General features: G+C 70.3%; 28 protein-coding genes and 2 tRNA genes. 9 read left to right on the top strand and 21 right to left on the bottom strand.

Going from position 1 to position 26,437, the window contains the following annotated elements:
- Positions 1–25: 25 nt before the first annotated feature.
- Positions 26–931 carry a hypothetical protein gene (locus BW730_RS03415; RefSeq protein WP_145952703.1) on the top strand — a complete coding sequence of 302 codons (906 nt, stop codon included), beginning with the start codon at positions 26–28 and terminating at the stop codon, positions 929–931.
- A gap of 4 nt (positions 932–935) precedes the next feature.
- Here BW730_RS03415 and BW730_RS03410 read toward each other — a convergent pair whose 3' ends face one another.
- The 5 genes from BW730_RS03410 to BW730_RS03395 are packed head-to-tail and all read right to left on the bottom strand — an operon-like array spanning position 936 to position 4,727.
- On the bottom strand, positions 936–1,859 hold the full coding sequence (locus tag BW730_RS03410; RefSeq protein ID WP_077685024.1) for a thiamine-phosphate kinase: 924 nt from the start codon (positions 1,857–1,859) through the stop codon (positions 936–938).
- Position 1,860: 1 nt separating this feature from the next.
- Positions 1,861–2,973, bottom strand: a complete 1,113-nt coding sequence (locus BW730_RS03405) for a D-alanine--D-alanine ligase family protein (protein WP_269466650.1) — start codon at positions 2,971–2,973, stop codon at positions 1,861–1,863.
- Between the two features lie 50 nt (positions 2,974–3,023).
- Positions 3,024–3,791 (bottom strand): lysophospholipid acyltransferase family protein, encoded by a 768-nt coding sequence (locus BW730_RS03400; protein ID WP_158522461.1) that lies wholly within the window; start codon positions 3,789–3,791, stop codon positions 3,024–3,026.
- Between the two features lie 5 nt (positions 3,792–3,796).
- Positions 3,797–4,132 (bottom strand): hypothetical protein, encoded by a 336-nt coding sequence (locus tag BW730_RS18420; protein ID WP_158522460.1) that lies wholly within the window; start codon positions 4,130–4,132, stop codon positions 3,797–3,799.
- A gap of 10 nt (positions 4,133–4,142) precedes the next feature.
- On the bottom strand, positions 4,143–4,727 hold the full coding sequence (locus tag BW730_RS03395) for a hypothetical protein (protein ID WP_077685021.1): 585 nt from the start codon (positions 4,725–4,727) through the stop codon (positions 4,143–4,145).
- Positions 4,728–4,826: 99 nt separating this feature from the next.
- Between BW730_RS03395 and BW730_RS03390 the strand changes: the two genes are divergently transcribed.
- Together BW730_RS03390 and BW730_RS03385 are read left to right on the top strand one after the other, a co-directional pair.
- Entirely contained in the window at positions 4,827–5,438 is a 612-nt protein-coding gene (locus BW730_RS03390) for a ClpP family protease (protein ID WP_077685020.1), read from the top strand.
- The gene (locus BW730_RS03385) at positions 5,435–6,025 is read left to right on the top strand and encodes a ClpP family protease (RefSeq protein WP_077685019.1); all 591 of its coding nucleotides are present in this window, start codon (positions 5,435–5,437) and stop codon (positions 6,023–6,025) included. The genes BW730_RS03390 and BW730_RS03385 overlap by 4 nt, the downstream gene beginning before the upstream one ends.
- Positions 6,026–6,047: 22 nt before the next feature.
- On the opposite strand, the gene BW730_RS03380 is transcribed toward BW730_RS03385, so the two are convergent.
- From BW730_RS03380 to leuC, 6 genes are all read right to left on the bottom strand, one after another.
- Positions 6,048–6,386 carry a helix-turn-helix domain-containing protein gene (locus tag BW730_RS03380; protein WP_077685018.1) on the bottom strand — a complete coding sequence of 113 codons (339 nt, stop codon included), beginning with the start codon at positions 6,384–6,386 and terminating at the stop codon, positions 6,048–6,050.
- Positions 6,387–6,471: 85 nt separating this feature from the next.
- Positions 6,472–8,508, bottom strand: coding sequence for a prolyl oligopeptidase family serine peptidase (locus BW730_RS03375; protein WP_077685017.1), 2,037 nt, complete (start codon positions 8,506–8,508; stop codon positions 6,472–6,474).
- 22 nt (positions 8,509–8,530) lie between these two features.
- Entirely contained in the window at positions 8,531–9,583 is a 1,053-nt protein-coding gene (locus tag BW730_RS03370; RefSeq protein ID WP_077685016.1) for a hypothetical protein, read from the bottom strand.
- Positions 9,580–10,410, bottom strand: coding sequence for a TIGR02452 family protein (locus BW730_RS03365; RefSeq protein ID WP_077685015.1), 831 nt, complete (start codon positions 10,408–10,410; stop codon positions 9,580–9,582). The genes BW730_RS03370 and BW730_RS03365 overlap by 4 nt, the downstream gene beginning before the upstream one ends.
- Positions 10,411–10,524: 114 nt before the next feature.
- Positions 10,525–11,130 (bottom strand): 3-isopropylmalate dehydratase small subunit, encoded by a 606-nt coding sequence (leuD, locus tag BW730_RS03360; protein ID WP_077685014.1) that lies wholly within the window; start codon positions 11,128–11,130, stop codon positions 10,525–10,527.
- A 15-nt stretch (positions 11,131–11,145) separates the two neighbouring features.
- A complete protein-coding gene (gene leuC / locus BW730_RS03355; protein WP_077685013.1) occupies positions 11,146–12,543 on the bottom strand; it encodes a 3-isopropylmalate dehydratase large subunit in 1,398 nt (465 codons plus the stop codon).
- Between the two features lie 104 nt (positions 12,544–12,647).
- Between leuC and BW730_RS03350 the strand changes: the two genes are divergently transcribed.
- Positions 12,648–13,373 carry an IclR family transcriptional regulator gene (locus BW730_RS03350; RefSeq protein ID WP_077685012.1) on the top strand — a complete coding sequence of 242 codons (726 nt, stop codon included), beginning with the start codon at positions 12,648–12,650 and terminating at the stop codon, positions 13,371–13,373.
- Positions 13,374–13,484: 111 nt separating this feature from the next.
- On the opposite strand, the gene BW730_RS03345 is transcribed toward BW730_RS03350, so the two are convergent.
- The 6 genes from BW730_RS03345 to cimA all read right to left on the bottom strand — a co-directional run bounded on the left by BW730_RS03345 (position 13,485) and on the right by cimA (position 18,102).
- A complete protein-coding gene (locus BW730_RS03345; protein ID WP_077685011.1) occupies positions 13,485–14,285 on the bottom strand; it encodes a siderophore-interacting protein in 801 nt (266 codons plus the stop codon).
- 225 nt (positions 14,286–14,510) lie between these two features.
- Positions 14,511–14,583 (bottom strand) — tRNA-Glu (locus BW730_RS03340).
- Between the two features lie 28 nt (positions 14,584–14,611).
- Positions 14,612–14,683 (bottom strand) — tRNA-Gln (locus tag BW730_RS03335).
- Positions 14,684–14,763: 80 nt separating this feature from the next.
- Positions 14,764–15,687 (bottom strand): CPBP family intramembrane glutamic endopeptidase, encoded by a 924-nt coding sequence (locus tag BW730_RS03330; RefSeq protein ID WP_145952702.1) that lies wholly within the window; start codon positions 15,685–15,687, stop codon positions 14,764–14,766.
- The gene (locus BW730_RS03325) at positions 15,684–16,487 is read right to left on the bottom strand and encodes a fumarylacetoacetate hydrolase family protein (protein WP_077685009.1); all 804 of its coding nucleotides are present in this window, start codon (positions 16,485–16,487) and stop codon (positions 15,684–15,686) included. The genes BW730_RS03330 and BW730_RS03325 overlap by 4 nt, the downstream gene beginning before the upstream one ends.
- A 34-nt stretch (positions 16,488–16,521) precedes the next feature.
- Positions 16,522–18,102 (bottom strand): citramalate synthase, encoded by a 1,581-nt coding sequence (gene cimA, locus BW730_RS03320; protein WP_077685008.1) that lies wholly within the window; start codon positions 18,100–18,102, stop codon positions 16,522–16,524.
- Positions 18,103–18,233: 131 nt separating this feature from the next.
- On the opposite strand from cimA, the gene BW730_RS03315 reads away from it, so the two are divergent.
- Positions 18,234–19,286, top strand: coding sequence for a 3-isopropylmalate dehydrogenase (locus tag BW730_RS03315; protein ID WP_077685007.1), 1,053 nt, complete (start codon positions 18,234–18,236; stop codon positions 19,284–19,286).
- 68 nt (positions 19,287–19,354) lie between these two features.
- Positions 19,355–19,705: a hypothetical protein gene (locus BW730_RS03310; protein WP_145952701.1), complete on the top strand. Its 351-nt coding sequence runs from the start codon at positions 19,355–19,357 to the stop codon at positions 19,703–19,705.
- On the opposite strand, the gene mgtE is transcribed toward BW730_RS03310, so the two are convergent.
- Positions 19,702–20,979, bottom strand: coding sequence for a magnesium transporter (gene mgtE, locus BW730_RS03305; RefSeq protein ID WP_077685005.1), 1,278 nt, complete (start codon positions 20,977–20,979; stop codon positions 19,702–19,704). The genes BW730_RS03310 and mgtE overlap by 4 nt on opposite strands.
- Before the next feature lie 112 nt (positions 20,980–21,091).
- On the opposite strand from mgtE, the gene BW730_RS03300 reads away from it, so the two are divergent.
- Together BW730_RS03300 and BW730_RS03295 are read left to right on the top strand one after the other, a co-directional pair.
- Positions 21,092–21,577: an RNA polymerase sigma factor gene (locus BW730_RS03300; RefSeq protein ID WP_077685004.1), complete on the top strand. Its 486-nt coding sequence runs from the start codon at positions 21,092–21,094 to the stop codon at positions 21,575–21,577.
- A 16-nt stretch (positions 21,578–21,593) separates the two neighbouring features.
- Positions 21,594–22,319 carry a hypothetical protein gene (locus BW730_RS03295; protein ID WP_077685003.1) on the top strand — a complete coding sequence of 242 codons (726 nt, stop codon included), beginning with the start codon at positions 21,594–21,596 and terminating at the stop codon, positions 22,317–22,319.
- Positions 22,320–22,389: 70 nt separating this feature from the next.
- Here BW730_RS03295 and BW730_RS03290 read toward each other — a convergent pair whose 3' ends face one another.
- The 3 genes from BW730_RS03290 to BW730_RS03280 all read right to left on the bottom strand — a co-directional run bounded on the left by BW730_RS03290 (position 22,390) and on the right by BW730_RS03280 (position 24,545).
- Entirely contained in the window at positions 22,390–22,656 is a 267-nt protein-coding gene (locus tag BW730_RS03290) for an HPr family phosphocarrier protein (protein ID WP_077685002.1), read from the bottom strand.
- A gap of 41 nt (positions 22,657–22,697) precedes the next feature.
- A complete protein-coding gene (locus BW730_RS03285; protein WP_077685001.1) occupies positions 22,698–23,666 on the bottom strand; it encodes a 1-phosphofructokinase family hexose kinase in 969 nt (322 codons plus the stop codon).
- Positions 23,667–23,765: 99 nt separating this feature from the next.
- The gene (locus tag BW730_RS03280) at positions 23,766–24,545 is read right to left on the bottom strand and encodes a DeoR/GlpR family DNA-binding transcription regulator (RefSeq protein WP_226997029.1); all 780 of its coding nucleotides are present in this window, start codon (positions 24,543–24,545) and stop codon (positions 23,766–23,768) included.
- 109 nt (positions 24,546–24,654) lie between these two features.
- Between BW730_RS03280 and ptsP the strand changes: the two genes are divergently transcribed.
- Complete coding sequence (gene ptsP, locus BW730_RS03275; RefSeq protein ID WP_077684999.1) at positions 24,655–26,319, top strand: phosphoenolpyruvate--protein phosphotransferase; 1,665 nt, start codon at positions 24,655–24,657, stop codon at positions 26,317–26,319.
- The last annotated feature ends 118 nt before the right edge of the window (positions 26,320–26,437 follow it).

Genomic DNA, 26,437 nt, shown 5'->3' with positions numbered 1-26,437 from the left:
GCTGACTAGCCCATAGCCTCGGGTCGTGCGTCGTTTCACCACACTTGCCATGTCCAGCCTGCTCGTACTGACCGCCTGCTCGAACGGCGGGAGCAACCCGCTGGACGTTCTGACGGGCCGCGGCAATGTCGCGGCTGAGGCCTTAGGCGCCGTGGGCGGCGTCGATCCCGATACGCCGCTTGCGGTCTTCATCTTCGACGCTGCCGGCGCGGCGAAGGCGTGGGGCGCTTCGCCGACCGAGCCGCCACGCCCCGACTCGCAAGCGGGCGCCTGGCTCCGGTACGCCCAGCACCTGGGAACCACGCAGTCCCCAGGCGCGTGGGCAGGACCGGAGAGCCTCGACTACGCCTGGTCGCTCTCCGGGACCGGCGGCGGCCTTCGCCAGTTCGCTGCTTTCGGCTCGCTCGGCGAGTCCGCGCGCGACGAGGCCGTGGCAGCCCTCGAGATGGCGGGGTATACCCGCGACGGTGACCGGTTCGAGCCTGCACCGGGAGCCGACGGGCCCTTCGCGCCGCCTGAGGTCGCGGTCAGGGACGACACCTTGGTCTCCTTCTCCCCGGGGATGGATCAGATCCTGAGCGACGCGTCGCCCGCCTCGAAGGCCCCTGGTGTCACGGACCTGCTGCCCTGTCTGGCGGGCGCCCACGTCGCAGTGGTGTCGACCTTCAACGAGGACCATCCAACGGCGATCGCCGTCAGCGTCAAGGACGGGGCGACCTCGACCTGGGCCTGCATCTCGGGCAGGGACGCGTCTGAAGAGGCCGCCAGGTCCATCGTTCCCGTCACGCCTGGCGTGAAGGTGACGCACGTGCGCGCGGATGACTCCGTGATGCGGCTGACCTTGGAGGTTCCCGACGCCATCGGGGGCGCACCGGCCGGTGGGCTTGGCCTGATCGCAGGCTTCCCGGAGCAGGTCGCGCCGGGCTTCTAGCGGGTCAGGCGAAGTGGTCCCAGCCCGCCGAGCCCTCCCATGGCTCGCCGTCGACCGTGACGGCCCCGGAGTCGTTGACGGTTCCGACGACGCGCCAGCCCTTCGGCACGACGGCCTCGTTGCGGAAGGTCGCGGCGAGCGCGTGATCCTCTCCCCCGGCGATCACGAACCCGAGCGGGTTCTTGCCGGTTGCCGCAGCGACCCGGGAGACGCCGTCGGGGATCTCGAGGAGGCTCGTGTCCACGTCGATCCCGACGCCGGAGCGCTCGCACAGGTGGCCGAGGTCGGCGAGCAGTCCGTCGGAGATGTCGAGCATGGCCGTGGCGCCCGCGTCGCTCGCGACGATGCCCTGGCCGTAGGGCACGCTCGGCGTCAGGTGCTCGGCGACCATGTCCTTCGGCGACCCGAAGCCGCGCTGCAGCACGGTGAGCCCGGCCGCCGACCAGCCCAGGTTGCCCTTCACTGCGACGACCTCGCCGGCCTTCGCGCCGCCGCGGGTGATGGGGCGGCGGCCCTCGAGGTCGCCGATGGCGGTCACGCAGATGGCGATGGCGGACGCGCTGCTGAGGTCGCCCCCGACCAGGCTGACACCCGCGGTGGCGCACTCCTCTTTGACGCCGTCCTCGAACTCGGCGACCCACTCCTGGTCGAGGTCCTTCGGGAACGCGAGAGCGACGACGACCGACGAGGGACGCGCCCCCATCGCCTCGACGTCGGAGACGTTGACGGCGACCGCCTTGCGTCCGACGGCGCGCGCCGAGGACCACTGACGCTTGAAGTGCACGTTCTCGATCAGCAGGTCGGTGGTGACGACCGTGTCGCCGGAGAAGCGCAGCACGGCCGCGTCGTCGCCGACCGACAGCATCACGTCGTCGCCGACGCTCAGGTCGCGGGTGATCCGGTCGATGAGTTCAAACTCGGCGGACACGTCAGCGAAGCCCCACGGGGCGCTCGAGCGCCAGGTCGATGAGCCGGCCCACCAGGTCGGGGTAGCTCATGCCGCCCACCTGCCACAGCGTCGGGAACATCGAGATCTGCGTGAAGCCGGGCATGGTGTTGACCTCGTTGATGTAGATCTCGTCGCCGAGCACGAAGAAGTCGGAGCGAACCAGGCCCTCGGCGTCGACGGCGACGAAGGACTGCTTGGCGAGGCGCCGGAGCCGCTCGGAGAGCTCCTCGGGGATGTCGGCGGGGGCATCGAGGGCCGCGCCGTCCTCGTCGAAGTATTTGGCCTCGTAGTCGTAGAACCCGTCCGCGGCCTGGACGCGGATCTCGCCGATCACGGAGGCGTCACAGCCCAGCGGCGCGGCCGGGTTGCCGAGCACCGCGCACTCCAGTTCGCGGGCGCCGATGAAGCCCTGCTCGACGACGATCTTGGGGTCGAACCGCTGCGCCTCCGCGATGGCGGCGTCGAGTTGGGACGGGTCGGTGACCCGGGAGATCCCGATCGACGAGCCGCCGCGGGCGGGCTTGACGAACAGCGGGTAGCTCAGCTTGTTGATCTCGTCGATGACGTGAGCGCGGTCCTGCTCGAGGCGGAGCGCCGTCGCGACGACGTAGGGGTAGACGGGCAGCCCGGCGGCCTCGAAGGCGACCTTCATGAAGTGCTTGTCCATGCCGATCGCCGAGGCGGTGACGCCGCTGCCGACGTAGCGGATGCCCATCATCTCGAACAGGCCCTGGATGGTGCCGTCCTCGCCGTAGGGGCCGTGCAGCAGCGCGAAGGCAACGTCGACGCCGTGGATGTCGACGAGCGACCCACCGTCGCGGGTGGCGACCTCGCAGCCGTTCTCCCCGACCATCCAGACGGCCTCGCGGTCGGGCTCGGCGACCTGCGGAGCGACGCCGTCGACGATCTGGTAGTCGGCGATGACCTCAAGCGGGACCTGCGACCAGCGGCCGGTCGCCGAGATTCCGACCCCGACGACCTCGAAGCGCTCCTTGTCGATGGCCTTCAAGACGGAGGACGCCGTCAGGCACGAGATGCCGTGCTCGGACGACTGGCCGCCGAAGATCAGCGCGACGCGCTTGCGTGAACTCACAGGGGTACTCCTCATCTTGGGCTACCGGCGGGGCGCCAGCCCGCGACACTTTACTCGTCGGGGCCCGTCACCTGCTCGACGCGTCGCCCCTGCCTCAGATCGAACCGGCCCGCGGGGGGCGTCAGGCCGGTCACCTGGGCACGCATCGAGGTGAGGGTGTCCAGGAACAGGTCGGTGACCTCGTCGAGCACCTGCTTGGTCGGCTCGAGGCCCAGGTAGCGCGTCAGGTCGATCGGCGGGCCCGCCGTCACCGAGACGTCCTTGCGCCGACCGAAGAGGCCCCTCAGCGACACGTGGCGGCCGCCGAGGATCTGGTCGGCCCCCACCTGCACGACGGGGATCACTGGCGCGCCGCTGGCGAGCGCGAGGGTGGCGGCACCGCGTCGCCCGGTCATGGGCCAGCCGTCGGGGTCGGCCGTGATGGTGCCCTCCGGGTAGATGGCGACGAGTTTGCCCGCGTCGAGCGCCTCCGTGGCGTGGACGAGCGACTCGGCGGCGCGCTGCGAGTCGCGGTAGACGGGGATCTGGTCGGCCTTTGCGATGATCCAGCCGAGCACGGGCACCTTCCAGATGCTGGCCTTACCCAGGAAGCGGGGCCATCGGCCGTTCCAGATCAGGAACTCGCCGAGCAGGACCGGGTCGACGTTGGAGATGTGGTTGGCCACCACGATCGCGGGGCCGCTCGTGGGGATGTGCTGCTGCCCCGACCAGCGGGTCCGGGCGCGCAGCGGGATGACGAGCCGGGCGATGGCCGCGAGCGCGCGGTAGGCCCGAGGCGCGGGCTCCCGGTTCGTCTCGTCGAAGTGCGGCTTGAGCATTCCAATCAGGACCCCTCGGGGGCCTTGGGCGCCGCGAGTTCGAGCAAGCCTGCGACGACGACGAGGAAGGCCGACGGGGCGAGGTACAGCGCGGCCCCGAACGGGAGGCTCACCAGCACGGCCACGGCCGCGAGGGCGAAGGCCGCCCACGGCCACCATCCGAAGCCGCGCAGCAGGAGTGGCACGAAGAAGAGGAGGGCGACGAGCACGAGGGGGATCTGGATGCCTGCGGAGCTGCTCTCGACCATGCCCATGCTGAGGGTCGCGGCGACGGCGCCAAGCCCGGCGAGCACGATCAGTGCCACCGCCAGCCAGTTCTGCTTCATGCCGCTCAGCTTCATGGGGGCAAGGCTAGCGGTGCGACGCCCCTGAGGCGTCAGGCAGGGTGCCGGGTGCGCCGCACCATCGGCAGCGACAGGAGTGAGGGGCGGTCGCCCGGGCCGCGGCGGCGCGAGACAGCAGCGCCCCGGCCAGGAGCGCGACGGCCCCACCGATCACCAGCGCGATCCCGAACGGCCGCAGGTCGTGGCCGACGATCGCCAGGACAAGGCCCGCGACGACGGCCACTGCGCCGAGGCCGAGCACGGACCTCGCGGCCCGGCGGGCCTCCCCCGGCGTCGAGACGGAGCGCAGCCCCTGGCGGTCCGAGGGTCCGGTCGTGGCGACCTCGCGTCCGCACGTCGCGCACTGGCAGCGGTGCCCATCGGCACCCACGGCGAACCGCGCCACCTCGGCGCGGTTGCCGAGGCTGGCGTAGACCCCGAGCGCCGCGATTGGAATCAGCGTGGCGCTCAGCGCCGTCTGGATCGGTGGGGCTCCGAGGCCAAGCAGCGCCACCGTCGCCGCGAGGGAGATGGCCGCGAGCGCCGCGAAGACGATGACGGCGTAGGTGGCGGCCCCGAGCGCCTGCTGGGGTGTTCGGTAGGGAGTCTGCACCTGGCAACCGTACCGACGACGCGGCTCGCGCCGCTCAGGGCGGATCCGCTGAGGGCTGCGCGGCCTTGTCCTCAGCGGCGCGCGAGACAGGATCGTTGCATGACTGAGAACCCACTCACCGCCCTCGACGACCGGCTTGCCGCCCGGCTCCTCGAGCAGCGCACCCTGGTGCTCGGCTCGGCGCTGGACGACACGCTCGGAAACCGGCTGTGCGCCGCGCTGATCCTGCTCGCGACCGAGGACCCCACCTCCGACATCTACCTCTGGATCAACTCGCCGGGCGGCTCGGTGCCAGCGATGCTCGCGATCCGCGACACCATGCGGCTGATCCCGAACACGGTGCGCACCGTCAACCTCGGCATGGCCTACAGCGCAGGCCAGTTCCTGCTCAGCGCCGGCTCCCCCGGCAGTCGGTTCGCGCTCGCGCACTCGCGGGTGCTGCTCCACCAGGGGTCGGCGGGCTTCGGCGGCAGCGCAGGAGACGTGGCGATCCAGGCCGACGGGCTGCGCTCCACGCGCGACACCGTGCTCGCTCTGATCGCGGCCGACACGGGCCAGGACGTCGCCCAGGTCGAGCGGGACTCGCGGCGCGACCGCTGGTTCGGGGCCGAGGAGGCGCTCGGGTACGGCTTCGTCGACCGGGTCGTCACCTCGCTCGACGAGATCCGGCCGCGGCCACGTCAGGCGATCGGCCTGGGGGCCGCGGCATGAGCGGCTATCCGATCCCGTACGTCTCGACGCGCACCGAACGGGGCGAGCGGACCACCGACATCTACTCGCGCCTGCTGGCCGACCGGATCCTGTACCTCGGGACGCCCATCGACGACGGGGTCGCCAACGCCGTGATCGCGCAACTCATCCACCTCGAGTCCGACGCCCCGGACACGCCGATCAGCCTGTACCTGAACTCCCCCGGAGGCTCCATCACGGCGATGCTCGCCATCTACGACGCGATGCAGTTCGTCAGGCCGCGCGTCGAGACGACCTGCGTCGGGCAGGCGGTCGCGACCGCTGCCGTGCTGCTCGCGGGTGGGGCGAAGGGATACCGCCAGATCCTGCCGCACGGCCGCGTGGTCCTGCACCAGCCTGCCGCGGAGAGCAGGGGCACGATCCCCGACCTGATCCTGGAGGCCGAGGAGGTCGAGCGGACGCGCAGCCTGCTGGAGGAGTTGCTCGCGGAACACACGGGCCGCAGCGCCGACCAGGTCCGCGAGGACACCGAACGGGACCTGGTGCTGACGCCGGAACGCGCCCTCGAGTACGGCATCGTCGACGCCGTGTTGTCGTCGCGGCCGTAAGGGTCGGCTTGGCCGTGGGCGCTCAGGCCGCGAGGCAGAAGGCCCCGCGCGGCGCGCGTGCGGCTGACGCGGCGGTCAGCGTGCTGGCCTGCCGTGCGAGCACCCGGGAGGCGACGTCAAGGACCGTCAGGTCGAGCGCGCCCGCCACCGCGCCGAGCAGTTCGGATGAGGGGTCCTTCAGGCCGCGCTCCACCTCGGACAGGTACTGGGCCGAGACCCCGGCGCGGCGGGCGACGTCGACGAGGCGCTGCTCGCCCGCGAGTCGTGACTCGCGCAGCACGTCGCCGACGAGTTCGCGCCACAGCGGACCCGGGTCCTCGGTGGGTCCGGGCGTTCGGAGGGGCGATTGCGGTGCCGTCATTTTCCCAGCCTATGCAGCCCTCCCCGGTGGTCGGGGTCGTTCTGCCGTGAGCGGATTCAGAGTCCGAGTTTCAGCGTCCCGAGTTTCAGAGCGCGAGTTGGCCGCGCAGGAAGGTGAGGTAGAGCGCCTCCATGTGCGCGCGCTGGCCGTTGTCGGCCGCTCCCCCGTGGCCGCCCTCGATGTTCTCGAAGTAGCGCACGTCCTTACCGAGGTCCATCAGTCGGGCCATCATCTTGCGGGCGTGGCCCGGGTGGACGCGGTCGTCGCGCGTCGACGTCAGCAGCAGCGCTGGCGGGTAGGAGCGCTCCGCGTCGACGAGGTGATAGGGCGAGAAGCCCTGGATGAAGTCCCAGTCGCCCGGGTCGTCGGGGTCGCCGTACTCGCCCATCCAGGACGCGCCCGCCAGGAGATGGCTGTAGCGGCGCATGTCGAGCAGCGGCACCTGGATGACGACGGCCCCGAACAGTTCCGGGTACTGCGTGAGCATGTTGCCGGTCAGCAGGCCGCCGTTGCTGCCGCCGCGCACGCCGAGGCGCTCGGCCGTGGTGACGCCGGTCGCGACGAGGTCGCGGGCGACCGCGGCGAAGTCCTCGTAGGCGCGGTGCCGGTTCTCGCGGAGCGCGGCCTGGTGCCAGCGGGGGCCGTACTCGCCGCCGCCGCGGATGTTGGCGACGACGAAGCCTCCGCCGCACTCGAGCCAGCCCTTGCCGACGGAGGGCGCGTAGCCGGGCGTCAGCGAGATCTCGAAGCCGCCGTAGCCGTACAGCAGCGTCGGCGTGCTGCCGTCGAGGGGCAGGTCGTCGCGGGCGACGAGGAAGTAGGGAACGCGCGTGCCGTCGTCGGAGGTGGCGAAGCGCTGCGTGACGGCCAGCCCGGTCGCGTCGAAGAAGGCCGGCTCGGACTTCAGCGTCTCGGGGGCCTCGTCGGCGTCGAGGTCGGTGAGCAGCAGCGAGGTGGGAGTCAGGTAGTCGGTGACCACGAGCCAGACGGCGTTGGACTCTTCGTCGTCGACGGCGCCAGCGTGGATGGTGCCCAACCGCGGGACGCCCGGCAGCGGACGGGTGGCCCAGCCGTGGTCGGTCGGGGTGGCGACGGTGAGCGAACTGGCGACGTCGGTGAGCACGTTGAGTACGACGTGGTCGCGGGTGAAGGTGACGTCGGCCAGCGCCGAGGTGTCGGTGGGGGTGAACAGGGCGGTGAGGTCGCGCCCACCTGCCAGGTAGGCGTCGAGTCGGCCGATCAGCAGCGAGCCTGCCGGGTGGGTGACGTCGCCGAGCACCCACGGGTCGCGCAGTTCGAGGGCGAGCCAGTCACGGTGCACCCGGGCGATCGCGGAGGCGGGCGCGTCGAGGCGCGCGTAGCCGCCGTGCGCATCGCCGAGGTAGAGGTGGGAGTCGCGGTTGTCGAGGTAGTGCAGCAGCAGGTCGCGCTCGTAGCCCGGCGTGTGGTCGCGGAGGGCGTGGATGCCGTAGCCGACGTTGTCGGCCGGGCCCTCGAAGACGATCTCGGCCTCGCTCATCGGGGTGCCGCGGTGCCAGACGCGCGCGGTGCGGGCGTAGCCAGCGCGGTTGACTGTGTCGGGGCCGAGGGCGGAGACCAGGAACACCGAGTCGGCGTCGCGCCAGGTCAGGGTGCCCTTGGACTCGGGCCGGGAGAAGCCGTCCTCGACGAAGCTCAGGGTGTCGAGGTCGAACTCGCGGGTGACGTCTGCGTCGGCGCCGCCGCGCGACAGGTCGATCAGGACGCGGGGATGCTCGGGACGAAGCGTCTCGACGCCGTGCCACACCCAGTTCTCACCCTCGGCCTCGTTGAGGGCGTCGAGGTCGAGGACCGTCTCCCACTCGGGCGTCGGGGTGCGGTAGCTCTCCAGGGTGGTGCGCCGCCAGATGCCGCGCGGGTGCTCGGCGTCGCGCCAGAAGTTGTAGTACCGGTCGCCGCGCTTGGTGACCATGGGGATCTGCTGGTCGGAGTCGAAGATGGTCCTGAGTTGGGCCTCGAGGTCGGCGAACCCTGCGTCGCCGGCCAGTTCGGACTCTGCCTCCGCGTTGCGTTCGCGGACCCAGGCGAGGGACTCGTCACCCTCGACGTCTTCGAGCCAACCGAACTCATCAATCTCATGCATCCGGCCAGGGTACTGAACCCTCCTAGTCCCCTTCGATGCGCAGCCTCTCGATTCCCTCGGGCGTGACGACGGAGTCGTTCAGCCACCAGGTGGAGTCGGGGTCGCAACCCGCGATCACGCTCGCGCGGTCCCCGTCGACGGGGATCGCCGTGGTGGCGGCCTCCAGGTAGCAGGCGATCGTGAGATGGACGCCGTCGTAGCGCTCGGCGACGGCGCACCAGTCGGGCACGACCCAGGCGCCGTCGCGTCCGGTCGCCCGGTACCAGTCGTGGCGTCGACTGGCCGTGACGTCGAGGGGATGGTCGCGGCACAGGCGCGCCCAGTCGTCGGCGGAGGCGATCTCGAGGACGCGCGCCTTCGGGTCGATCCGCAGTCGGGTGGCGTCGGCCTCGGTCCAGCCGAGCGCGTCCTCGATGAGGTGCACGCCGAGCGGAAGCCCATCTGACGCCGATCCGGTCGACCTGCGCAGTTCGTGGGGCGGGCACGACCACCAGTTGCCGCTGACGTTGGCATCGGCCCGTGCGGGTCGGTCCTTCAACGCGCGACGCTCCGACGAGAGGGCATCGCTGCGCCAGCGTCGCAGGTCGACGGTTCCCTGCCGGTACCGCTGCGCCTCCCAGACAAGGGAGCGCTGGTCGGCCGGGTCCATCGGCCCCGCCCAGCGTTCGAGCAGCGGGGCGCCGGCCAGGTGGTCGGCGACCCGTGCTAGCCCGTCGCGGACCGCCGGGATCGCGCAGAGCAGGTCGTCGCCGTCTGGCTCCTGCCAGTACATTGCGGCGTCGACGCTGCCCTTCAGGGCATCGACAAGAAGGTCGTCGGTCGGCTCGGCCAACGGCACACCCGGCAGCGCCGCGACGACGTCGGCCACGTCATAGCGCGGCCCCTGGTAGGGCTCGGAACTGAGCACCGAGATCGACCGGCCGCGCCCCACCTCGATCCGGTAGGACGTGTGGAAGACAGCGCGCCGCAGCGGCAACTCGCCCCGGCCTGCCGTCTTGGCCCACTCGCTTCCTTGGGCGAAGCCGAGCAGGAACCGCCGTCCACGGGGGCCACTGAGCAGTCCCTGGGCGATCACGGGCGCCGCCCGAACCGCTTCCGGAACGCCTCGACGGTGTCGCCGCGGCCGTAGACGGCGAAGTGCACAGCGTCGAAAGCGTCGGCGAAGCCGGGCGCGGCGAGCCACCGTGCGAAGGCCTCCGCCACCGCGGCCGGACTGTTGCGGAACACGCCGCATCCCCACGCGCCAAGCAGGACGTTGCGGTGTCCCCGGTCGCGCGCCAAGGCGAGCACCATTCCCGCGCGGCGGAGCAGGCACGCATCGACGTCAGCCTCGCTGCCCTGGCTGTGAGCGAGGAACTGACCGGCGTTCGGTGCGGGTGCGGTGATCACCGATGCGAGGAACGGCCGCTCGAGCAGGGGGCCCCTCGACTCGGTGGCGAACCACACGACGCCCGGGGAGTAGATCATGTGGTCGGTGTAGAGGAGGCTGTCCTGATCGCGGTTGGCCCGGTAGTAGCCGTCCTGTGTCATCAGCGTCGGGTAGAGCCCCGAGCAGCGGCAGAGGTCCTCCTCCTGCGCCTTGGCGCCGTTGATGAACCCGCCTCCCGCATTGCGTGCCGAGGCGAAGTTGAGCAGGACGACGTCGGAGGCGCCCTCCTCGACGAGTCGCCTGGCCGCCGCCTGTGTGCTCTCGTCCGAGACCGTCACCCCGCGCACCGCTGCTCCCGGCGCGGCGGGGTCGTCGGTCAGGAGTTCGGCCAGGTCGCCGGGCCGGAACAGCAGCGTCCGGGCGACGGCCGCCCGCTGCGCATCCCGAATCGAGACGGTGCGGCCTGACGGGGCGACGTAGGTTCCGGCCTCGAGCAGGGCAATGGTCCTGGTCGCGACCCCTTTGAGTGACATCGGCGTTCCTTCCGCGGGTGTGCTGGTCAGCCTACGAGGAACGCCGGGTCCCGTGGGCGGCAACGCCGACGGCCCGCCTCCGGTGGAGGCGGGCCGTGAGGCTGTATCTGGGACTCAGCCGGCGGTGCGGGCCGGGAGCGTCTTAGGCTTGAACGACGGGCGGGTCGCCTCGTAGTCGGAGATGGTGTCGGCGTGCTGCAGCGTCAGCGAGATGTCGTCGAGGCCGTTGAGCAGGCGGTGCTTGGTGTAGTCGTCGATCTCGAAGCCCACCGTCAGGTCGCCCCGGGTGATCGTCTGCGTTGGCAGGTCGACCGTGGTCTCGACGTTGGGGTCGGCCTCGATGGCCTCCCACAGCGCGTCGCGGTCGGCCTCCGAGACGACGGCGACCAGGAGGCCCGCCTTGCCCGAGTTGGAGCGGAAGATGTCGCCGAAGCGGGTGCCGATGACGACCTTGAAGCCGTAGTTCTGCAGCGCCCAGACGGCGTGCTCGCGGGAGGAGCCGGTGCCGAAGTCGGGCCCGGGGATCAGGATCGTGCCGGTGGAGAACGGCTCCTTGTTCAGCACGAACTCGGGATCGTTGCGCCAGGCGGCGAACAACCCGTCCTCGAAGCCTGTGCGCGTGATGCGCTTCAGGTAGACGGCGGGGATGATCTGGTCGGTGTCGACGTTGCTGCGCTGCAGCGGGACCGCGATGCCGGTGTGGTTGATGAAGGCTTCCATGTTCTTCGGTCCCTCTCAGAGATCGGCGGGGGCGGACAGGTGGCCGGTGATGGCCGTTGCGGCGGCGACCGCGGGCGAGACGAGGTGCGTTCGACCGCCCTTGCCCTGGCGACCCTCGAAGTTGCGGTTCGACGTCGACGCGGAGCGCTCGCCCGGGGCCAACTGGTCGGGGTTCATGCCGAGGCACATCGAGCACCCTGCGGCGCGCCACTCGGCACCGAAGTCGAGGAAGATCTTGTCGAGGCCCTCGGTCTCGGCCTGCAGGCGGACGCGGGCGGAGCCCGGCACCACCAGCATCCGGACGGAGTCGGCCTTCTTGCGGCCCTCGAGCACGGATGCGGCCAACCGCAGGTCCTCGATGCGGCCGTTGGTGCAGGACCCCAGGAAGACGGTGTCGACGGCGATCTCGCGCATCGGCGTACCCGGCTTCAGGTCCATGTACTCAAGCGCACGCTTGGCGGTGGCCTGCTCGACCTCCGAGTCGAAGTCCTCCGGTGCGGGGACGGCGCCTCCGAGCGGGACGCCGTGGCCCGGGTTGGTGCCCCAGGTGACGAACGGGGTCAGCTTCGTCGCGTCGATGTCGACCTCGACGTCGAACGTGGCGTCGTCGTCCGACCTCAGCGTCCGCCAGTACTCGACGGCGGCGTCCCAGTCCTCGCCCTCGGGCGCGTGCGGGCGGCCCTTCAGGTAGGCGAACGTGGTGTCATCGGGGGCCATCATGCCCGCCTTCGCGCCCCACTCGATCGACATGTTGCAGATCGTCATGCGGCCCTCCATCGACAGGTTCTCGATGGTGTCGCCGCGGTACTCGACGATGTATCCCTGGCCGCCGCCGGTGCCGACCTTGGCGATCAGCGTCAGCACGATGTCCTTGGCGGTGACGCCGTCGGGCAGTTCGCCGTTGATGTTGACGGCCATGGTCTTCGGCTTTGCCTGGGGCAGCGTCTGGGTGGCCAGGACATGCTCGACCTCGGAGGTGCCGATGCCGTAGGCGAGCGCGCCGAACGCGCCGTGCGTGGAGGTGTGCGAGTCGCCGCACACGATCGTCATGCCGGGCTGCGTGACGCCCAACTGGGGGCCGATGATGTGGACGACGCCCTGGTCCTTGTCGCCGAGCGAGTGGATGCGCACGCCGAAGTCCTTGGCGTTCTGGCGCAGCGTGTCGACCTGCTTCTTCGAGACGGGGTCGGCGATCGGGGCGAGGATGTTCAGCGTGGGGGTGTTGTGATCCTCGGTGGCGAGCGTGAGGTCCGGGCGACGGACGGGGCGACCTGCGAGGCGGAGGCCCTCGAACGCCTGCGGGCTCGTGACCTCGTGCACGAGATGCAGATCGATGTAGAGCAGGTCGGGCTCACCCTCGGCCGACCGGACGACGTGCGCGTCCCATACCTTCTCGCTCAGGGTCTTCCCCATGGCTCCTCGCTTCTGACGAATCATTTTCAACTGCGGTTCAGTATGACCAAGCTGAGCGCGAATCCATGTTGCGTGTCCACTATGCGGATTGATAATCTCACCATATGGACGAAACTTCAGGAGTTGGCGTACTCGACAAAGCGGCGGCCGTCCTCTCGGCTCTCGAGCGCAATCCCTTGACGCTCGCGGGGCTGGTGACGGCGACAGGGCTGGCCCGCCCGACCGCCCACCGGCTTGCGGTCGCGCTCGAGCACCACCGGTTCGTCGGCCGCGATCTGCAGGGCCGCTTCGTGCTCGGGCCGCGCCTGATCGAGTTGGCCGAGTCGGCCGGGGAGGATCCGTTGCTGGCGACCGCCGGCCCGATCCTGAACCGGCTGCGCGACATCACGGGCGAGTCGGTGCAGTTGTTCCGCCGCCAGGGCGACATCCGCATCTGCGTCGCCTCGGTCGAGCGGCCGCACGGCCTGCGCGACACCGTCCCGGTCGGCGCGCAACTTCCCATGACGGCGGGATCGGCCGCGCAGGTGCTGCTCGCGTGGGAGGAACCGGACAAGTTGGAGAAGCTTCTCGACACCGCGTCGTTCACGCTGTCGACGCTGCAGTCGGTGCGCAGGCGCGGCTGGGCCCAGTCGGTCGCCGAGCGTGAGGCGGGCGTCGCGTCGGTGTCGGCGCCGGTGCTCGCACCGTCGGGCAAGCTGATCGCCGCCGTGTCGGTGTCCGGCCCCATCGAGCGGCTTACCCGCTCCCCCGGTCGCCTGCACGCGCCCGCGGTGCTCGCCGCCGCCGAGCGGTTGAGCGAGGTGCTGCGCCGCAGCGGCGCCCCCGAGTGAGATGACACGCGCGAGCTGATCTCACGCGCGCGAGCGGTCCGGTGTGTCCAGCACCGGACCGCTCGTCTTGTGTCGCGGCACGAGAAGGGTGGCCGCGACGTCATGGCTGGCTCAGTCGGCGGCCCTGCCGACCCTCCAGAATCCCGTGAACGCGATCCGCGACTTCGGCACGCCGCAGTCGACGAGGTGTCGACGGCCTCCCGCGGCAAGGCCCTGCTCTCCGACGACGAAGGCCGAGACCCGTTCGGGGCGCTCGGGCCGATGGCCCCGCAACTCCTCGAGCGCGACCGATCCCGGGCGCGCGTCACGGTCGTCGCGCACCACCCAGCGCACCTCGACCCCGGACGGCGCCGGGCCCTCCTGCGCGTCAGCGAGGTCAGGCACCTCGATGATCGCCAGGCCTTGAGCGTTGGAGGGGAGATCACGCAGCACGCCGAGGACGGCGGGCATCGCCGACTCGTCGCCGACCAGCACGTGGTGCTCGGCGTCAGGCAGCAGGTCGAAGCCGCGGCCCTGGTCGATCAGCGCGACCCTCTCCCCCGGCTTCGCCCGGGCGGCCCACGGACCGGCGAGCCCCGCGTCGCCGTGGGCGATGAAGTCGACGTCGATCTCCTGCTCGCGCTGCTGCCGGATCGTGTAACTCCGAACGGCAGGGCGCCCCCCGGAGCGCTGCCTCAGGTACTTCAGGTACCCGGTGACGCCGAAGGTCTCGGGCAGGTGCGAGTAGTCGGCGTCGCCGCGCTCCGGATGCGGGAAGAAGAGCCGCACCCAATGGTCGAAGCCGTGCCGCGGCAGGCTCGCAAGGTCGGCCGATCCGAAGGTCAGCCGGACGAGGTGGGGGCTGATCCGCTCCGTCGCGGCGACCTCGGCGTGGTAGAGACCACGCTCCTTGCGGGCGTCGCTGAAGGCCATCGGGTTCCCTTCGTCGGTTGTCGGGAAAACCCTAGCGGCATTTTAGCAAGCACGCCATAGCGTAATTCGTCGCCGGGGTGGATGAGCATGTCTGGTGAGTCGTTGCGCGACACGCCCTGATTTCCCGGCGTGTCGCGCAACGAGCAACCAAACATGCTCAAATGCGCCCCCAACCCGAGCCCCGGGGACACGAAAAAGACCCGGTCACTACTGACCGGGTCTTCGTAGCCCCGACGGGATTCGAACCCGCGCTACCGCCTTGAGAGGGCGGCGTGCTAGGCCGCTACACAACGGGGCCCTAGCGTGTGGAAGCCTAGCAGCTTCCGCAGGGGTACCAGGACTCGAACCTGAACTAACGGAACCAGAAACCGTCGGGCTGCCAATTACCCCATACCCCTGTGTGCTACCGGTTGCCCGGGCACGAAGAAGAACATTACACCATCGATTCCGTGCGCCACAAACTGAGCGGCGCGCTCCCTCACGGGGTCCGCGTCGCGAGCCGTAAGCGGGTTCCCACCCACCACGCGGCCGCCGCGAAGGCGGCGAATCCGGCGATGTCCCAGGCCGCGTCCGACCATGTGATCCCCGTGACCTGCTTCAACTCGGCGACCGAGGTGGAGAACATCGCGTAGACGTAGGCCGCGATGTTGTTGACGATGTGCGCCGCGATACCCGCCTCCAGGCCGCCCGTGACGACCACGAGGGCCCCAGCGATCAGGCCGAAGGCCAACCGGTGCGTGAACAGGGCCGGGTTCTGCACGCCGTGCAGCAGCGCGAACAGGAGCGCCGAGCCTGCCACGCCGACCCACTTCCTGCCGGTCGCCGACCCGATCGCCTGCAGCAGGTAGCCACGGAAGAAGACCTCCTCCGCCGCCGCCTGCAGCGGCGAGGTGATCAGCATCACGATCAGGAACCCGAGCCAGCCATCCTGCCCCGAATGCCACTGCGGCATCCCCTTTGCGGCGAACGAGAGCCAGAGCACGCCGTTCAGGACGACGGCCGCCACGACGAGCGCGATCAGCAGGTAACGCCACCGCATGCCCGGCTGCACGGAGGCGAGCCAGCGCGGCTTGACGCCCTGCACGAAGCGCACCAGCAGGATCGAGATCGGGATCAGCAGCGCAAGCCCCAACTGCCCCGACGCGGGGCCCTCGGGCAGTTCGTAGGCGTCCGCGCGTGCCAGGTAGGCCTGCCAGTCGCCGCCGCGGTACAGGTGCGTGATCATCAGCACGAACCGGGCCGTCAGCGGAACAAGCAGCGCGAAGGCGGCGAACCCGACGAGGATGCCGAACACCGACTGGAACGCGCTGGCGCCGGGGTGCCGGTAGGCCAGCGGGTAGCTCACTCCCGACGGCGGATCGGCGGGGTCGCCGACCGCCACCAGGCGGGGAACTTCGCTCACTCGTCCGCGACCGGGTTCGACAGCGTGCCAAGCCCTGTCACCGAGACGTGCACCTCGTCGCCGGGCTCCATGGGACCGACGCCCGCCGGCGTGCCCGTGAGGATGACGTCGCCGGGCAGCAGCGTGATCGACTGGGTGATGTAGGACACCAGTTCGGCGACCCCGCGCACCATCTGCGACGTGGAGCCATGCTGCCTGACGTCATCGCCGAGCCGGGTCTCGATCTCGAGCTTGCCCGCCTCGTCCAGCGTCAGATGCGTGTTGATCCACGGCCCGAGCGGCAGGAACGTGTCGGAGCCCTTTGCCCGCGCCCACTGCCCGTCGGTGCGCTGCCAGTCGCGCGCGGTGACGTCGTTGCCGATGGTGTAGCCGAAGATGACATCGGGCACCCGCTCGACCGGCACCTGCTTGCAGATCCGGCCGATCACGACGGCCAGTTCGCCCTCGTACTGCAGGTCGGTGACGCCCGCGGGGCGGATGATCGTCTCGTTTGGCCCGATCACGGAGGTGTTCGGCTTGAAGAACAGCAGCGGCGCCTCAGGCACCTCGCCGCCCATCTCTGCGGCGTGGTCGGCGTAGTTCTTGCCGACGCCGATGACCTTGGAGCGCGGGATCACGGGCGAGAGCAGCCGGACCTCGTCGAGATCGTGGCGCTCCCCCGTGTAATTGACGGCGACGCCTGCCAACGGGTCGGAGGTCAGCGTCGCGATCGAGTCGGGGTTGTCACCACCGTCAATGGCGAGTTCGATGATCCCGTACTGGGGATCCTGGCCTGCGAGGGCGAAACGGGCAATACGCATGCCCGTCAGCCTAGTCGCACCTGCCTCGACGCGCTCAGTGCCGCAGGTGCGTCATGATCCCGTAGGCCAGAGCGTCCGACAACGCCTCCCACGACGCCTCGATGACGTTGGTGCCGACCCCGACCGTCGTCCAGGTGTGCCCGTCGAACGAGGTGTCGATCAGGGTGCGGACGGTGGCGTCGGTGCCGTAGCCCTCGTCGAGGATGCGGACCCGGTAGTCGGTCAGCTCGAAGTCAGCGACGTGCGGGAAGGCGGGGATCAGCGCGGCCCGGAGCGCGCCGTCGAGCGCGTTGACGGGGCCGTTGCCCTCGCCGACGACCATCTGCCGGACGTCCTTCGCGGTGAGCTTGACGGTGGCCTCGGAGATGTTCTCGCCGTGGCGCTCCTCGGTGAAGACCCGCCACGAGTGCACCTCGAACGGCAGGTCGAGCATGCCGAGTTGCTGGCGGAGCAGCATCTCGAAGCTGGCGTCTGCCGACTCGTAGGAGTAGCCCTCGGCCTCGCGCGCCTTGACGACCTCGGTGATGCTGGCGGCCTGCTCGCGGTCGGCCAAGTCGAAGCCGAGTTGCTCGCCCTTGATCTGGATGTTGGCGCGGCCCGCCATGTCGGAGATCAGCATCCGCATGTCGTTGCCGACGAGCGCCGGGTCGATGTGCTGGTAGAGGTTCTCGTCGACCTTGATGGCGGAGGCGTGCAGGCCAGCCTTGTGCGCGAAGCTCGACTGGCCGACGTAGGGCTGGCGGCCGAGCAGCGGCTGGTGCGCCACCAGCGCGATGGCGTGCGCGACCCGCGTCAGGTCGGCGAGCTGAACGGCGGGCAGCACGTCCCAGCCGAACTTGAGCTGCAGGTTGGGGATCACGGCGGACAGGTCGGCGTTGCCGGTGCGCTCCCCGTAGCCGTTGAAGGTGCCCTGGACGTGCATCACGCCCGCCTCGACGGCGGCGATGGTGTTGGCGACGGCGCAGGCCGTGTCGTTGTGGCAGTGGATGCCGAGGTTCGCGCCGGTCGCGGCGGCGGCCTCGACGACCTCGCCCATCCAGCTCGGCAGCATGCCGCCGTTGGTGTCGCACAGCACCACGACCTCCGCGCCCGCGTCGTGGGCGGTCTGGACGACCTTGATGGCGTACTCGGGGTTGGCGCGGTAGCCGTCGAAGAAGTGCTCGCAGTCGACGAAGACGTGCTTGCCCTGCGAGCGCAGGTACTGCACGGTGTCGGTGACCATCTCGAGGTTCTCCTCGAGCGTGGTGCGCAGCGCGCGGGTGACGTGCTCGTCGTGCGACTTCGCCACGATGCAGATGTAGTCGGTGCCCGCGTCGACGAGGGCCTGCGTGAGGGCGTCCTCGCTCGCCTTGGCGCCAGCCTTGCGGGTGGCGCCGAACGCCACGAGCTTTGAGCGCTGCAGGCCGAGCTGAGCGGCCTGCTTGAAGAACTCGGTGTCGTTGGGGTTGGCGCCCGGCCAGCCGCCCTCGATGAACGTGACGCCCAACTCGTCGAGGTAGCCCGCGATCTTGAGCTTGTCCGGCACGGACAGGTGCAGGCCCTCCTGCTGCGCCCCGTCGCGCAGGGAGGTGTCGAACACGTGGAACTCGGCGGGTTGCACGGGCAGCGTCGGCATTGTCACTCCAGATCGGTTTGGCAAACTCTGCGCAGGATACGCCGTGGAACCCCTTCCCGGACGTCTCAACCAGTGGACGGACACCTGAGACGTGAGGCGCCACCCGCGGCCGCTCGCGTAGGGTTCCCGCCATGACTTCAGCCAAGATTGCCGTCATCGGCGGCGACGGAATCGGCCCGGAGGTGACCGCGGAGGCGCTCAAGGCCCTCACCGCGGTTGCCGGGCAGGACGCCTTCGACTTCGTGCACTACGACCTCGGCGCCGAGCGCTGGCAGCGCACCGGCGAGGTGCTCCCCGACTCCGTGCTCGAGGAGTTGAAGGGCGTCGACGCGATCGTGCTTGGCGCCGTCGGGGCCGCCCCCGGCTCGAAGGCGATCCCCAGCGGCCTGCTGGAGCGCGGCCTGCTGCTGAAGTTGCGCTTCGCGTTCGACCACGCCGTCAACCTGCGCCCGTCGAAGCTATACCCGGGCGTCCCGACGCCGCTGGCCCCGCGGATCGTCGACGGCAAGGACGTCGACTTCGTGGTTGTGCGCGAGGGCACCGAGGGCCTGTACTGCGGCAACGGCGGCGCCGTGCGCGTCGGCACCCCCCACGAACTGGCCACCGAGGTGTCCGTCAACACCGCGTACGGCGTCGAGCGGGTGGTGCGCGACGCCTACCGCCGCGCGCAGGCCCGCCGCGGCCACCTGACGCTGCTTCACAAGCACAACGTGCTCGTCAACGCCGGGTCGCTGTGGAACCGGGTCTTCACAGAGGTCGGCGAGGAGTTCCCCGACGTCGAGCGCAGGTACCTCCACATCGACGCCGCGATGATCGCGCTGGTGGTCGACCCGTCGCAGTTCGACGTGATCGTCACCGACAACCTGTTCGGCGACATCGTCACCGACCTGGCCGCGGCAGTGACCGGCGGCATCGGTCTGGCGGCCTCCGCCAACATCAACCCGACCGGCGAGTTCCCGTCGATGTTCGAGCCCGTGCACGGCTCCGCGCCCGACATCGCGGGCAAGGGCATCGCCGACCCGACGGCGGCCATCTCATCGATGGCGTTGCTGCTCGACCACCTGGGTCGAGCGGAGGACGCCGAGCGCATCGACGCGGCCGTCAGCGCCGACATCGCGGCCAGGGGCGACCGCTCCTCGTCGACGGTGGAGACGGGCGACCGGATCGCCGCAGCACTCGCGTAGCACACCTGGTGCGGGTGGTCACGACCCCCACCCGCGCCGCCCGAAGGGCGCGTCGATAGCCTGACGCAATGAGTCGAGCCTTGCACCCCACCGAGGCGGCCTGGGCGCGCCATCTGATCGGCTACGGCGCCTCGTTCGGCGCCTCCCCCAGCGTCGCGCAGCGGCTGCGCTGGCTCGACTACCTGGGTTCCGCGACAGCGGGCAAGGAGTGCGGCTGCGGCACCTGCCCGTCGGTCGAACTGGTCGGCGCTGACGGTGTGACGCCGTCGGGCCCCTCGTGCTACGTCCTTGAGGGCGGCACCCGCGACCTGCTTGTCCTGCTGCACGTGATCGACGACCGGCCTGCCTACCTCGAGGGCGCGCCGAGCCCCGGCCTGTCGATCCCCGAGTTCCCCGAACTCGGCGCCGTCGCGACCTAGACGCCGAGAATCAGCTTCGCGATCAGGAAGTAGATCACCAGGCCGGTCGCGTCGACGAGCGTCGTGACGAGCGGCGCCGACACCACTGCCGGGTCGATGCCGACCTTGCGGGCGATCAGCGGCATCGCTCCCCCGATGGTCGCGGCCCAGGCGCAGACAAGCACCAGGCTGCAGGCGACGACAAGGGCGATCTGCCAGCCCACGAACAGCGAACCGACGATGCCGCCGAGCACGGCGAGCATCAGGCCGAGCAGCAGGCCGACGCGCACCTCGCGCCAGACCACGCGCCACAGGTCGGAGAACCGCAACTCTCCGACGGCGAGCGCACGCACCGAGGCGGTGGCCGCCTGGGCTCCCGCGTTGCCGCCGGCGCCGATCAGCATCGGGATGAACAGCGCAAGGGCGGCGACCTGTTCAAGCGTCGCCTCGAACGCCTGCGTCACCGACACCGTCAGCGTCGCTGCGATCAGCAGCAGGCTCAGCCACAGGGCGCGGTAGCGTGCCAGCCGGAAGACGCCGACCGACATGTAGTGGCCTTCCCATGGCTCCGCGCCTGCCTGGCGCGCGACGTCCTCGGAGTCGGCCTCCTCCAGGACCTCCATGGCGTCGTCGTAGGACAGCAGGCCGACGACGCGACCCTCGCTGTCGACCACAAGCAGGTTGGGCTCGTTGGTCTCCTGGATCAGGCGCGCAGCGCCCTCGGCCTCGTCGGTCGCCGAGAGAGTGACGGCCCCCTCGTCTATCGCCGAGGCGAGCGGCGCCGCGGGATCCGATAGGACCAGGTCGCTGAGCGCGACGGGGCCGACCAGCCGACGCGACCCGTCCACGACGGCGAGCGTGTAGATGTTGTCCGCGTTGAGACCCTTGCCGCGCACCGTTGCCAGCGCCTCCGCGACGCTCAGCCCCTCCCGCAGCGTGACCACCTCGGGCGACATGAACCTGCCGACCGACCCCTTGGGGTAGCCGAGCAGTTGCGCCGTCATCGCGCGTTCGTGGTGGCTGAGGCCGGCGAGGGCCCGCTTGACGATGACCGCGGGGGCCTCCTGCAGCAGCCGGGAGCGGTCGTCGGGGTCCATGGCCTCGAGGATCTGCCGGTACGCGTCGTCGCGCATCCCCGAGAGGAGCCGCTGTTGATCGAACGGGTTGAGTTCCTCGAACACCTCAAGGCCGAGGTCCTTGGGTAAGCGGCGGTACTCCAGTGCCGCGTCAACGTCGTCGAGTCGTGCGATCCGGTCGGCGATCTCGTGCGCCTCCAGGAGCTCTTCGTTCGTCATAGCTTCCACCTCCCGACCGACCACACTAGGCGGCAAGCGCCGCGGGCACGAAACTGGGTGATGTAACGGATCGGGGTGCCGGGAGCGTAGTACAGCTACGAGGAGGTTCGCGATGGATGTCGAAGGGTTCGAGGCCTGGGCTGTGAGGGCCACGCCGCAGCTCTTCCGCTACGCGCGCCACCTCATGACGGACTGGCAGGGCGCGGAGGACCTGGTGCAGGACACGTTGGCGAAGCTCTACGTGCACCGCTCCCGGATGGATGAGGCGGGCAACCTCACCTCCTACGCCCTCCAGACGATGTTCCACCTGTTCGTCTCGCGCCGGCGCAGGCGCTCATCGACGGAGATCGTCTCGGACTGCCTGCCGGAGGCGCTCGACCGTCAGGCGACGCCGGAGACGCGGCTGGTGTTGTCGGAGGCCCTTGCCAGCCTCAAACCGGCCGAGCGAGCGGTGATCGTCGCCCGCTACGCGCACGACCTTTCCGTCGCGGACGTCGCAGCCCTGATGGACCGGTCCGAGGGGTGGGTGCGCACCACCTCGCACCGTGCCCTCGCCCGGCTGCGCGACCTCCCCCACCTCGCAGCACTGACTCCCTGAACCGAAGGACACCACCATGAGCAGCACAGATCAGCACCGACGCGACCTCACCGACGAGGAGACCCGCGCGATCGTCGCGAGGGGCATGTCGAAGGGGCGCCGCTCCCTCGCGCTGCGGCGCGGCATCGGCAGCCTGGCGGCCGTCGCGATCGTCGGAGGGCTCGGCGTCGGCGCCGTCAGCGTCATGAACCGACCCGACGCGGGCCTCGCCCCGGGCGACGGCCCGACAAAGTCGCCCTCCCCTCAGGCGACCAAGCCGCTCCCCACTCCCCTGCCCACGCCGGAGTCCGCGCCCGGGGCCGACGGCGCCGAGGTCTTCTCCGTTGCCGAGCAGATCCTGCCGGAGCGCCTCACTCTGAAGGTCACCAGCCTTGACGAGATCGACGCGGCGCTGTTCACCGCCGGCGACGCGGAGGGCTTCGTCAATGTCGTCGCCTCGGTGTGGGACGCCCCGATGACCGACCCGTGCGAGGCGCCCGCCTGCGTGGCGACCGAGGTCGACGGGGGCGTGGTCTACTTCTTTGACGGCGCCTACGACGGAAAGCGCGGCATCACCAGGATGTGGACCTTCGACCGGGCGGAGGGCGGCAGCGTCTACCTCAGCCAGGACAACGTCGAGTTCACCGGCGAGAAGTCCTGGCGCGAGACGCGCGACTCGCTCCCCCTGACCGACGCGGAGGCGCTCGCCTTCGTCACCGACCCGGCCTGGCAGCCTCTGCTCGACGCGGTCGCGCAGGGCTGACCCGGCCCCACACGCGGGCGGAGCCCCGACCTTGGGGGTCGGGGCTCCGTCGCGTGGTCTTGTGGTCAGGTCACTCGTCGAGGTTCTTCTCGATGAGGGCCGCGATCGCCTCGACGGCCTCCTCGTTGTCGGACTCGACGATGACCTCGTCGCCGTTCTCCGCACCGAGCGTCATGATCATCATGGACGAACCGGCATCGACCGCGTCATCGACATCCATGTCGGTGAGGCGAAGGGTGATGTCGTCGTCGTACTCGGCGGCCGCCTGGGCGACGAGCGAGGCGGGGCGGGCGTGCAGTCCGACGGTCGAACCGACGATGACGGTCTTGGAAGCCATTGGTGTCTCCTTCGAGGGTTTCGTTTGAATGCCTGTCGTGATCATCCCACGGCGGCGACCGGCGGAAGCAAGGGTTGCGCATCTGCCGGGGTCGGGAGGGTCGTGCTCGGCAGCGCCGCGGCCGCGGATCCATACGCGACGGCCGAGGCCAGGCAGTCGGCCGGTCCGAGGCCTGCGAGGTCGGCGAGGATGAACCCGGCCACGGCCGAGTCCCCGGCGCCCACGGTGCTGCGCACCGCTATCTCAGGCGAGTGGGCGAACCAGGCACCCTCGGCGGTGACGAGCACCGCGCCCGAGCCGCCGAGCGTGACGAGCACGTTCGCGATGCCGCGGTCGACGAGGCCGCGCGCCGCCGTGGCGATCGCGTCGACCTGCCCGCGCGCCGCGTCCGCCTCGAAGCGCTCCGCGTCACCGCCGGTCAGTTCGGCCAGTTCGTCCGAGTTCGGCTTCAGCAGGTCGATCGGCGCGTCTCCGAGCCCAGCAACCACCGCCGCGAGGTACCTGCCGGAGGTGTCGACGGCGACCTTGACGCCGCCGAGGCGGCGGGTCAACTGGGGGTACCAGTCGGCGGGGGCGCCGGGCGGGAGCGAACCGCTGAGCACGACCCAGCGCGCTCCATGTGCCTGCTCGGTCAGCAGTTCGGCGGTGGCCGCACGCTCGGCGTCGCTGAGCGGCACGCCCGCCTCGTTGATCTTGGTGGTGGTGCCGTCGGGTTCCGTGATGGCGGTGTTGATCCGCACCCGGTGCCCCTCTGTCAGGTCGCCCGCCCGGAGATTCCCGGCCGGTGGCTCGTCGGCGAGGGCGCGATAGGCGGGGTCGACTGCCGGCGCGATCGCGACGACACGTCGTCCGGCGCCCGCCAGGACGCGTGCGACGTTGAGGCCCTTACCTCCCGCCTGCTCGGTCACATGCGCGGTGCGCTGCACCTGCCCGCGGGACAGTTCCCCGTCCAGCACGATGGTGCGGTCGACGCTCGGGTTTGCGGTGAGCGTGACAACTTCGTCAGCCATGGATGCCTCCACTACTCAGGCGGCCTGAATACCAACGAAACTACCGCGCGACCGGGTCAAAGGCAAGGCAATCAGAAATAAAACAACACAAACTAACATTCAGGCGACCTCTACGTGCAGGTCCGCCTGAGCGAAGGCGGCCCGGGAGGCCTCCTCGAGGCGCGAGTCGGTGATCAGCGCGTCGACGTCCCCGAGGCCCGCGAACTGAACGAGGTAGTCGGCCCCGAACTTGGTGGCGTCGGCCAGCACATAGACGTGCCGCGCGGTGGCGACCATGGCCCGCTTGATGGCGGCCTCGTTCGGGTCGGGCGTCGAGAACCCGTGGTCGACGGAGAACCCGTTGGTGCCGATGAATGCCACATCGACGCGCAGCCGCTCCAGCGCCGCGTACGCCTCGGTGCCGACTGTCGCCTGGGTGATGCCGCGGACCTGGCCGCCGAGCAGCAGCACGTTGAGGTCCTCGCGCTCGGCCAACTCCCCCGCGATCGGCACGGAGTTGGTGACCACCATCGACACCCAGGGCGGCAGCAGCGGGCAGAGCCGCGCCGTGGTGGTGCCTGCGTCGAGCAGGACGGTGAGCTCGGCCCGCTCGGGAAGCAGCGCCACCGCGCGTTCCGCGATCGCCAGCTTCCGCTCCGGCGAGGTGACCTGCCGGTCGTGCAGCGAGGCCTCCGTGAGCCTCAACTTGTCGACGGGCACCGCACCGCCGTGCACCCTGCTCAGCAGCCCCCGGGTCGACAGGGCGTCCAGGTCGCGCCGGATCGTCTCCGAGGTCACCGAGTACCTGGTCGCCAACTCGGTGACCGAGACGCGGCCCAGATTGCGCGCGAGCGTGACTATCTCGTGCTGACGCTCCTCTGCGTACATGACTGACCTCACATCGTTGGGCTACCAATACGGACATAATCCCACAGAAAACCAAGATTGCATGTTGACTTCCGTCAACGTCGTCGCGACGATAGGGGAAACCCCTCACTGTGGAGGCCTCATGGCAACTCAGACTCTCCGCGGCACCGGCGTCGTCTCCGGTTTCGCGTACGCACCAGCAGCTTGGACCAGGCCGGCACCCGTGCCGCCGCCGGTGACCGGCACCGTCCCTGAGGAGGATCGCCCCGCGGAGGTCGAGCGCTTCAAGGCGGCGGCCGAGACCGTGGCCCAGCGCTTCGCCGACCGCGCAAGCGCCGCCACAGGTGTCGCGACCGAGGTACTGGGCGCCACCGCGGCGCTCGCCCGCGACCGCGGCTGGATCCGCTCCGCCACGAAACTCATCAATGCGGGCGGCACCGCCGAGTCGGCCACCACGCAGGCCATCGAGGGCTTCGTCGAGCAGTTCGAGAAGCTCGGCGGCGTGATGGCCGAGCGCACCACCGACCTGCGCGACATCCGAAACCGGGTGATCGCCGAACTGATGGGCCTTCCCGAGCCGGGCGTGCCGCAGCCGACGCACGAGGTGATCCTCTGCGCCGAGGACCTGGCGCCTGCCGACACGGCAGGGCTCGACCCGAGCCTCGTCAAGGCCCTCGTCACGAAGCTCGGCGGGCCGACCAGCCACACCGCGATCATCGCCCGCCAGTTGGGCATCCCGTGTGTCGTCGCCGCGGCGACCCTCGACCTGGTCCCCGAGGGCGAGTTGCTGCTCGTCGACGGCACCAGCGGCATCCTGACGACCTCCCCCGACCCGACGGAGGCGCGTCGCCTCGTCGAGGAGGACGCGGCCCTGCACGCCGAGATCCGCTCCTGGAGCGGCCCGGCGGCCACCTCCGACGGCACCGTCGTCCAACTGCTGGCCAACGTGCAAGACGGCGCGGCCGCCCGCAAGGCGTCCGGCGGCTCCGCGGAGGGCGTCGGCCTGTTCCGCACCGAGCTGTGCTTCCTGACCGCAAAGACCGAGCCGAGCATCGACGAGCAGGCCCGGATCTACGGCGAGGTGTTCGCGGCCTTCCCGGACAAGAAGGTCGTCGTCCGCACGCTCGACGCAGGCTCCGACAAGCCCGTCCCCTTCGCCAACCACGAGCACGAGGAGAACCCGGCGCTCGGCGTCCGCGGCATCCGCCTCGGCTGGACAAACGAGGGCATCATCGACCGCCAGCTCGACGCGATCGCGCAGGCGGCCGAGGACAACGGCGTCACCGACCCGTGGGTGATGGCGCCGATGATCGCGACGGTCGACGAGGCGTTCGAGTTCGCGGGCAAGTGCCGCGAGCGCGATCTGAAGCCAGGCATCATGGTCGAGGTCCCCTCGGCCGCGCTGCTTGCCGACCAGTTCCTGGCGGAGGTCGACTTCTTCTCGATCGGCACCAACGACCTGACGCAGTACACGATGGCAGCCGACCGGATGTCGAGCCACCTGGCGACGCTGACGGACCCGTGGCAGCCCGCGGTGCTCCGGCTGATCCAGATGGCCGCCGACGCGGGAAAGCGGGCGGGCAAGCCCGTTGGCGTCTGCGGAGAGGCCGCCGCCGACCCGCTGCTCGCGTGCGTGCTGATCGGGCTCGGCATCTCGTCGCTGTCGATGGCCACCAACGCCATCCCTGCGGTCGGCGTCCAGCTCGGCAAGGTGACCATGGACCAGTGCCGCGAGGTCGCAGCGCGGGTCGTCGAGGCCCGCAACTCCCGCGACGCGAAGGAGTTGGCCCGCACCGCGCTGATGTGACCGGCGCTCAACCGCGAAGGGGCCGGGCATCCATTCGGGTGCCCGGCCCCTTCGCGCCTCGGCCAGCAAAAACGGTTCGGAACGCGTAAAGGCCGGGTACCCGAAGGGAGGTACCCGG

This window comes from Tessaracoccus aquimaris (genome assembly GCF_001997345.1).
Classification (GTDB): Bacteria; Actinomycetota; Actinomycetes; order Propionibacteriales; family Propionibacteriaceae; genus Arachnia; species Arachnia aquimaris.
Note: the sequence above shows the minus strand (reverse complement) of the source record. Positions and strands in the feature narration are given on the sequence as shown.